Origin of the sequence: uncultured Cyclobacterium sp. (genome assembly GCF_963976465.1) — a bacterium.
GTDB lineage: Bacteria > Bacteroidota > Bacteroidia > Cytophagales > Cyclobacteriaceae > Cyclobacterium.
Window position 1 is genome coordinate 1 of the sequence record NZ_CAXBOC010000277.1, and the last position, 7,440, is coordinate 7,440.

At 40.2% G+C, this 7,440-nt stretch carries 8 protein-coding genes and 2 rRNA genes; 5 read left to right on the forward strand and 5 right to left on the reverse strand.

Annotation, left to right across the window (positions count from 1 at the left end):
• From AAC037_RS15200 to AAC037_RS15215, 4 genes are all read left to right on the forward strand, one after another.
• On the forward strand, positions 1-952 hold a 952-nt coding region (locus tag AAC037_RS15200), incomplete at its 5' end, for an amidohydrolase family protein (protein ID WP_339903778.1).
• A gap of 29 nt (positions 953-981) precedes the next feature.
• Entirely contained in the window at positions 982-1,131 is a 150-nt protein-coding gene (locus AAC037_RS15205) for a hypothetical protein (protein ID WP_339903779.1), read from the forward strand.
• A 25-nt stretch (positions 1,132-1,156) separates the two neighbouring features.
• Positions 1,157-1,330: a hypothetical protein gene (locus AAC037_RS15210; protein ID WP_339903780.1), complete on the forward strand. Its 174-nt coding sequence runs from the start codon at positions 1,157-1,159 to the stop codon at positions 1,328-1,330.
• Between the two features lie 705 nt (positions 1,331-2,035).
• Positions 2,036-2,440 (forward strand): hypothetical protein, encoded by a 405-nt coding sequence (locus AAC037_RS15215; protein ID WP_339903781.1) that lies wholly within the window; start codon positions 2,036-2,038, stop codon positions 2,438-2,440.
• A gap of 161 nt (positions 2,441-2,601) precedes the next feature.
• Here the strand turns inward: AAC037_RS15215 and AAC037_RS15220 are convergent, their stop codons facing one another.
• Positions 2,602-2,799, reverse strand: coding sequence for a hypothetical protein (locus AAC037_RS15220; RefSeq protein ID WP_339903782.1), 198 nt, complete (start codon positions 2,797-2,799; stop codon positions 2,602-2,604).
• Positions 2,800-3,073: 274 nt separating this feature from the next.
• Between AAC037_RS15220 and AAC037_RS15225 the strand changes: the two genes are divergently transcribed.
• Positions 3,074-3,529, forward strand: a complete 456-nt coding sequence (locus tag AAC037_RS15225) for an Hsp20 family protein (protein ID WP_339903783.1) — start codon at positions 3,074-3,076, stop codon at positions 3,527-3,529.
• A 92-nt stretch (positions 3,530-3,621) separates the two neighbouring features.
• Here the strand turns inward: AAC037_RS15225 and AAC037_RS15230 are convergent, their stop codons facing one another.
• The 4 genes from AAC037_RS15230 to AAC037_RS15245 form a co-directional block, all read right to left on the reverse strand.
• Positions 3,622-4,635, reverse strand: coding sequence for an amidohydrolase family protein (locus tag AAC037_RS15230; RefSeq protein WP_339903784.1), 1,014 nt, complete (start codon positions 4,633-4,635; stop codon positions 3,622-3,624).
• 514 nt (positions 4,636-5,149) lie between these two features.
• Positions 5,150-6,502, reverse strand: a complete 1,353-nt coding sequence (locus tag AAC037_RS15235; protein WP_339903785.1) for a Gfo/Idh/MocA family oxidoreductase — start codon at positions 6,500-6,502, stop codon at positions 5,150-5,152.
• Positions 6,503-6,905: 403 nt separating this feature from the next.
• Positions 6,906-7,017, reverse strand: a 5S ribosomal RNA gene (gene rrf / locus AAC037_RS15240).
• 104 nt (positions 7,018-7,121) lie between these two features.
• A 23S ribosomal RNA gene (locus AAC037_RS15245) occupies positions 7,122-7,440 on the reverse strand; the annotation flags it as partial.

A 7,440-nucleotide genomic window follows, 5' to 3' on the forward strand; every position in this document is an offset into this window, starting at 1 on the left:
AAATCAAGCAGCCAAGGATAACTTCGGTTTTCTAACCGTCAGTGTATATACCTCTCCAGAAAGACAGCCGGAAGACCAAGAGAATTTCTCTTTAAAAATGGTGCGGGACTATCCTGATATTGTCTCCTATGCTACCACATTTTCATTGGATGGATTCAATGAGGAGGATTGGGTAAGCAAGACCCTGGCCTATTTAGAAAAATCCATTGCCCATGGGGCCATTGCGGTAAAGGTTTGGAAAAACGTGGGCATGGAATTGAAAAATGACAAGGGCGAATTGGTAACCATCAATGACAAGAAATTTGAACCCATCTTCAAACTTTTAACGGAGAAGGACATAACCCTATTGGGGCATCTTGGTGAACCCAAAAACACTTGGTTGCCACTAGAAGAAATGACCGTTCAGGGAGACAAGGATTATTTTAGTGAAAACCCAAAGTACCATATGTACAACTTCCCCGATTTCCCCTCCTATGAAGATCAAATTGAGGCACGAGACCGGATGTTGGCCGACAATCCTGATTTGAGATTTGTTGGAGCACATTTGGGAAGTTTGGAATACGATGTGAAGGAATTGGCAAAAAGACTGGACCGCTACCCCAATATGGCAGTGGACATGGCCGAAAGAATTTCCCACCTACAATACCAGGCCATTACCAATTGGCAAGAGGTTCATGACTTCTTTATTAAATACCAGGACAGGCTAATTTATGGAACAGATTTGAGAGCAGGTGCTTCAGACATCCAAGCCAAGGGATTGACAACGCCCGATGAAATTGCCGCACATGCCCACGAAGTATGGTTAAGGCATTGGCAATTTTTCACCGGAGATGATGAAATGAATGTGCCAAAAGTAGATGGTACCTTCAAAGGCCTAAAGCTACCCAAATCCGTGGTAGATAAGATTTATAGGTACAATGCTGAGAACTGGTATCCCGGACTTCTCGAATAGTTTTTAAACTTTAAAAAATTAAAAACACCATGAATTACCTCAACCGCAGCAATTTTCTAAAACTATCCTCCTTAGCCCTCGGAGGCATGTCAGCAAGTCTGCTATCCAACCCTTCCATGGCAAAGGGCTTCAAAAAAAACCTAAGACCGGGTTTTGTGGGCATAAAAGTGGTAGCATAACCCAAAACCCATCTATTGGCACCGATTGATTCTGGCCCTGCAGGAAAACAAACAGCCGGACTGGGATGTTTACGATTCAATAACAAACGCGGCCATCATCCCCCTTACGAGCGCCTCAGCAGCCGACAAAAGCTGGCTGGTAGATTTTGCGGACTTCACCAAAGGAAAATGGGGAGGTAGAGCTAAGCTTTATTCTTAATTAAGGAATTGATGAAAGTCCACCAACAGCGAATAAGGACTGAATTACCAAAAATCTATAGTCAAGATTTATTGAATAACCTGTTTCGGTGCCTATACACAAAATTTACTTTGTAATGGAGGATACTAAAGTAAGTCGAAAGAAAGCGGCGAAGTATTCTCTACCAGTTAAATAAAATTGAAATAGGAGCAATCAGAAAATTTGGAAAGACAATTACCATAGAAACAGAAGTTTTTATGCTTTTACAAAACATTGGTAATTTTCATGAGCCGCATATCAAAGAAAAACGGTTTAACTCTTCCAATATTGAAATAGGAATTCGCTCAGTGAAAGATAGTTATTTTAATGCCTGTGATACAAGATAAACTCGGCAAAGAACTTATTTAGCCAAAGCTGCCTGCCTTTAGTAAACAATGAGTATAACCTGATTCCCAAGGTATTGCTGCAAATAAAAGGGAACAATACCGCCGAAATTTCGACTTTTATTAATAATTTCTTCGAAATAGGATTAATTATCTTATTTCTATTTGATTCCTATTCCTAAGTCTTTATTTTAGTATTTAATAATTTAGTAGCAGGGAGTCGTTTGAAAACAGGCATTTTTAAAAGTCATTTAATGTTTGATTATAACAGGTGCCTTGCACCATTCATAAAACTCCTAATCTAGACTGAATAAATACCGTCTATCTTTAATAGAGCCTCAAAATGAAGACAACATTACTTATTGTAATCTCCTTTCTTGTATTTTCATGTAATCCTTATGACAAAGAACTTACGTTAGAGGGTGAATATTCTATCGTTGATTTTACAATGACCCCCGAGTTTGCAAAAGATTCAATTGCACGAAAAAATATATTGCCTATAATTACTAGTCCCAATAGCACATTTATTTTTTCAAAGGACCATTCATTTTTAAAAATAGATCCCAAGTTTGGTATGGAATTCTTTGGAGATTCAATTTATCAATATGAGATGGAGAATAAATATATCGCCTTAACAAATAATGATAAAACCATAAACATCCCATATAAAATCGATAATGGAATAATAAGGCTATTTATTGACAGCAAAGGAATTGAGCGATTTTCAATTATCCCATCTAAGAATTAGTATTCGTTTGTAGCCAGACTAAACCAAAAATTTTCTTCAGGGTAGTTATTTATTTTTCTGTTAATTAATAAAAAATATATAGCCTGAAATTTAAGAACTTAAATGGAGCTATCTAACATTACTATTTTTTAATGTTTTAAAATTGTCAGTTATTAAGCCCCCTATCGCTCCAATAAAAAAGACAACAAATCTTTGAGGTCGCTATCGGTAAGGTTCTTTTCTAAACCTTCGGGCATCAATGAACTTTTGATCAAGCCATAATCGGCTATGTTCTCCTTAGCAAACGTAACAAAACCTTTTGCTAAACTATATATTTCTATACTGCCTTCACCCACATCGATTTGCCTGCCTTGGTGCATGGTCCCATCTTTTAATTTTATAAACCATCCTTGATACTATATTGTACCCCATTGGCTTAACCATATTAATAATTATTCTTTATTGATATTTAATCAAACACACCATGCCATATCGTCACTTTTAGCCACATTCAACAGTCATAATGTCATTTCATCAATCAACAATACTGACGTATTGTCCTGTTTTACAGGTGTTTACTTGATTTTTGCAATTGGCATTTACTTTGTTAAATGACTAGTAAATAACGAAGTTAAAACTAAAAAAACTATAGCCATGACACTTATAAAAACAAACGGAAGAAAAACACAGGCACCTGATTTTAACAATTGGTTGGATCAATTATTTGATGTTCCATCTTCTTTTGTATTGGGTAGCCCTGAGAATCGTTTCAACGGAAACAAGCCGGCAGTTAATATCAAAGAAAATGACAAAGAGTATTTGTTGGAAGTAGCTGCCCCCGGTATGAAGAAGGAAGATTTTAACATTTACTTTGAAAAAGACTATCTGACTATCTCCGCAAGTAAAAAAACAGAGACGGAAGAGAAAGACGAAAGTCATAAGGTAAAGCGAACTGAATTCCATTATGAAAGCTTTGAAAGGTCTTTCTTTATTGAAGAAGACAAAGTAGATGTGGATCAGATCAACGCTCAGTACCAGGATGGTATCCTTAAACTTATACTTCCTAAAAAAGAAGAGCTAAAAAGAGTGAAACAAATCACAGTATCTTAATCGGGAAAAAATCCTGAAGTAATTTTTAGAAAGTTCCTTGGTTAGCCAAGGAACTTTTTTTGTTTTATTTCCAATAAACTCCATAGGTTTACTTAGCTCCAGCCGAAAAGTTGTAAAGCATTGTCACCGAGTATGGCTGCCTGCTCCTGTGACGAGAGATGCGAGAGGTGTCCCAACAGGTCCTGGCGGTAGCGACGGTAGGAGTCTGGTGTCGCATCTGTATTGAAGCCACCGCCATAGATCATCCGTTCGGCGCCCCAGGCACTGGTCAATTGGCGGATGATCGGCCTGATATCCTGGTGAGGATAGTGCTCTGATTTTGGGATAGATGCTAGCTTCATTACTGTGTTAGGAAAGTCAGCCCAGCGCAATACTTTGGCATATTCTTCCGGTGATCCTTGAAACGGACGCCCAAGGTGATCAATTATCACAGTGGTGTCGGAGAATTCCCTAATATATGGTTCGAAGCCAAGAGCATAGCGAGGTTCGAAATGCAACTGCACAGCAACGCCTGCATCGGCGACACTACGCCACCATTTACGGAGTTCCGGTTTCCCAAACGGAGGCAAGCGATCGGGAGCGTAAGCATGAACCCGGGAGGCAATTATACTCCCTTCACGGCTCTTCAAATAAGATGGCATCGCAGCCAACGAATCAGGCTGGTCAGCAAAAAACAGGCAGGTACCCTTCAGCCGGCCCCCACCAACTTCCAGACAATAATCAAGATACCGATGGTCGTCTTGATACGGTTCAGGGTGAACAACGATTCCGTATTTAATCCCTGCTCCGTCCATGCAGCTCAGCAGATGCTCTGGAGTGGCAGCGGAATCAGGCCGATAGGGTCCGTTGGGATGATAAGGGAATTCATTGTTTTCGGGGCCGCCAAAACAGTGAAGATGGGTATCAACGACTGGCAGATCGCTGTTAGTCTTCTCTGCCTGCGATTTCGAAGTCAGGGCAAGGCTTGCAAGCGATCCACCTAAGATCCCTAGGCAGTCACGGCGGTTGATGCAATTCCCCTCGTGGCCTTTTTTCGGATGGTCCTGTTGCCTGCCGAGATAAATAGTTGTAGGATGATCTTTTGTATTAAAGGATTTCAGTATCAAGGCTATATGGGTTTTGTTAAACTACCTTTAAAAGGTACTACAGTCTTCCTAAAAACCCAAATGAATAGCTGAATGGACTGGAAAATTATTTCCTTATAAAAAATTGGCTTGATTATAAGTAAAGTAAATCTTTTTTAGAGGCCAATAAAGAATAATCTAAACGTATCTGTATAAAACCTTAGGTCCGGAACAATGATTATTAATTTCCCCCAGCAATCAGAGTAACAGGCATTTTCTAATGCCTCGTGTTGTGACCAAAATACCTTGAAAGTATTGTTTCTCCGCGTCTCTGATTTAACATCTAAGTAAAATTTGATAAATCACTCTTATAAGGTGAAAAAGGATTTTACTAAATTATAAATTGAAATGGTTGATTTTGACCCGTTTTAAAAAAAAGTTACAGATTATTGAGTAAATAATGAATACAGGTTTACAGTTTTGAAAATGTCCCCCATCCTCTTTGAGGGGATGGGGGACATTTTATTTCCAGCTCAGATTATTAATGTCTTCAATTTTACCAAAGGTCTTCTCCGTAAGACCAACCTTCGCGAACTGGTTCATTAATGTATGCATCTAACTCCGGACGACCAACGGCCTTCATATTTTTTGCGTCATAGCTGATCGTTCCGCCAAATCGTTGTGCTAGTACACCAACAAGACCCATTTCGGTTAAGTCTGCACCATAATCGAAGTTTGAGCCCGGCAAGGTGTCGTTTTTAATGGCAGCCACCCATTCTTGTACTGGTTTTTCTTCGGCTACTCTCGGAATGGTTTCTGCCGGTTTATTCTTTTGGAAATCTATCCATTCTTCTTCAGGAACAAGTAATCGAGGATTATTTGGACGGCCTCCATGGTAAAGTGTCTTCTTAGAACCAATCATTATCATTCCATTGTCCGGCATTTCTTCAAGCCCATACTCTTCCTTTAATTCGGGTTTGCCCATACCTTCAATCCATTTCATGGTAACAGGTGGTTTATTACCCCGAGCACCAAATTGCCATGTTATGGTTGATTCTTTGGCAATCATACTATGATCCGGAACTTCAGGGTTTGGTACTACAGCATCTACTGTATGTGGCATTCCAAGATCCAATGCCCAAAAAGGAGCGTCTAAAGTATGACAACACCAATCGGCCATTGCTCCGCTCCCGAAATCGTAGAAAGCTCTCCATGATTTGGGTGCATATTCATTATTAAAAGGACGATCAGCTGCAGGACCTTTCCATAAATCCCAATCTAAACCTTCAGGAACTTCATGTTCTGGAAATGGAAATCCTTCAGGCTTTGAGAAATATCCATCCGGATTAAATGTTGTTGGGCCTCCCCATCTAATTACTTCTTTTACATCTCCAAGAACACCTGCATCATACCATTCTTTTACTAATCTAATTCCATGGGTTGTATGTCCTTGATTGGCCATTTGCGATACGATGCCATAGTGGTTTGCTGCTTTTTTCATGGTGCGGCATTGCCAAATATTATGCACCAGTGGTTTTTCAACCAATACATGTTTTCCAAGTTGCATAGCAGCCATTGCCGCCGGGAAATGGGTATGGTCAGGTGTAGCAATCATAACGGCATCAATTTCGTTGGCCATTTCGTCGAACATCACCCTGAAATCTTTGTACTTTTTTGCGTTAGGTACAGTTTTGTATGCATGCTCAGTCATTCGGTCGTCAACATCACACATGGCCACAATATCTTCTACGGCAACCTGGCTCCAACTTGCACGACCTCTGGCTCCTACACCAATCATTGCAAAACGCAATTTTGTACTTGGCGGGTCTTTAATAAAATTAGGAATGAATAATGCTCCTAAACCGGCCGTTGAAGCTGATTTTAGAAATGTTCTTCTTGTTGATTTCATTTTGTTATTTTGATTTAGGTATTGCTTGACTATCCTATTTAAAACCAAAAATGATTTTTTTGAGCCGGTTTTAGCACTGGCAAAAAGACAAAGGGTTTCTAACCGTAGCCAATTTGGTTTATTTATGGTCAAAATACTTTATTTTTCTGTCATTTGGGAATAAAACACTTCTGATTTATATATTTTTAAGTCTAAAATATAGAAAGCACCGGTATACGTAGCCATAATTCCTTAAGGACGCGAAGTTTTCTTAAGTTTAGGGACAGCTGGGATACTATTTGAACCATTGATTCAACTCAGGGAAAAAAATAACAATCGTCTTTATAAAGAGAGGAGAATTAAGCAGGTTTATTTACAAAAAAGGGCATAAAAAAAGACCCTTAGATTGCTCTAAGGGTCTAAAAGAAGGCGGCGACCTACTCTCCCAGGTGTAACCCCAGTACCATCGGCGCTGCAGGGCTTAACTTCTCTGTTCGGGATGGGAAGAGGTGGGTCCCCTGCGCCGGGCCGCCTAAATCTTTGTGCTCGCTATTGACAGCTTACACTTAATTTCTTTAATTCTTATAAATGTTTGTAAGTTATTTTGACATTGTCTTGTGGAAAATGCAACGTAGCAAAGACGTTCAAGTTTTCGGGCGATTAGTACTGCTCGGCTATGTCATTTCTGACTTTACACCTACAGCCTATCAACGTCATCGTCTCTGACGGCCCTGTTTAGAAGTCTCATCTTGGGGCGAGTTTCGCACTTAGATGCTTTCAGCGCTTATCTCTTCCCGACTTAGCTACCCGGCGGTGCAGTTGGCACTACAACCGGTACACCAGCGGTCGGTCCATCCCGGTCCTCTCGTACTAAGGACAGCCCCCCGCAGACTTCTCACGCCCGCAACAGATAGGGACCGAACTGTCTCACGACGTTCTGAACCCAGCTCGCGTGCCAC

What these genes read in the sequence shown, in the direction of transcription:
- AAC037_RS15205 (WP_339903779.1), top strand. Translation starts at nt 982, where the DNA reads ATGAATTACCTCAACCGCAGCAATTTTCTAAAACTATCCTCCTTAGCC.
- AAC037_RS15215 (WP_339903781.1), top strand. Translation starts at nt 2,036, where the DNA reads ATGAAGACAACATTACTTATTGTAATCTCCTTTCTTGTATTTTCATGT.
- AAC037_RS15220 (WP_339903782.1), bottom strand. Translation starts at nt 2,799, where the DNA reads ATGCACCAAGGCAGGCAAATCGATGTGGGTGAAGGCAGTATAGAAATA.
- AAC037_RS15225 (WP_339903783.1), top strand. Translation starts at nt 3,074, where the DNA reads ATGACACTTATAAAAACAAACGGAAGAAAAACACAGGCACCTGATTTT.
- AAC037_RS15235 (WP_339903785.1), bottom strand. Translation starts at nt 6,502, where the DNA reads ATGAAATCAACAAGAAGAACATTTCTAAAATCAGCTTCAACGGCCGGT.